The sequence below is a fragment of the Marisediminitalea alba genome (assembly GCF_002993365.1).
GTDB classification, from domain to species: domain Bacteria; phylum Pseudomonadota; class Gammaproteobacteria; order Enterobacterales; family Alteromonadaceae; genus Alteromonas; species Alteromonas alba.
This window is the reverse complement of the sequence record NZ_PVNP01000132.1, coordinates 1-622: the sequence shown is the minus strand read 5'-3', so window position 1 is coordinate 622 and position 622 is coordinate 1. Positions and strand designations below refer to the sequence as shown.

1 pseudogene is annotated in these 622 nt (G+C 52.3%); it reads left to right on the top strand.

Going from position 1 to position 622, the window contains the following annotated elements:
• Window positions 1–622, top strand: a pseudogene (locus C6Y40_RS12380) (IS66-like element ISAma4 family transposase); the annotation flags it as partial.

Below are 622 nucleotides of genomic sequence, written 5' to 3'. Positions count from 1 at the left end.
ATCGTCTAATGGGCCGGGGGCGTCCTCTTCTGCGCCAGCTAAAAAGCCGACAGGCCGTAAGCGCGGTGCGCAATCCGGCCATAAAGGTAGTAAGCGGATGCTGGCCGATACCGTTGATGAGACGCGCACCTATTATCCCGACGATACTTGTGCTTGCGGTGGTGACATTGCTATCAATGATTCCCCTTATCGTCGGCATCAGGTATTTGATATTCCCAGCCAGGCATTCTCTGTAGTCGAACATCAGTTGCATCAGGGCCAGTGTTGTCAGTGCAGTAAAACGGTAAAAGCCACACTACCCGACAACGTGAATCAAGGGCAGATGGGAAATAACCTGCTAGCCTATGTGGCAATGCAGTCGGGGCAGTTTCACCAGAGTATCAGTAAAATCCAGCAGCAGCTCGAACAGAACTTCGGTTTATCGTTCAGTCGCGGTGCTATCTCTGAAGCGCAGGGCCGGGTTAGTTCAGTACTGACGCCAGCGTATCAGGATATCAAAGAGACGATGCGCACTGAGGCGGTGGTGCACTGCGATGAAACCCGTCATCAGCGTGGTAACGAAAACCGCTGGATGTGGCAGGTATGCACAGCAGAATTATCATGCTTTATGACGCACTTCTCA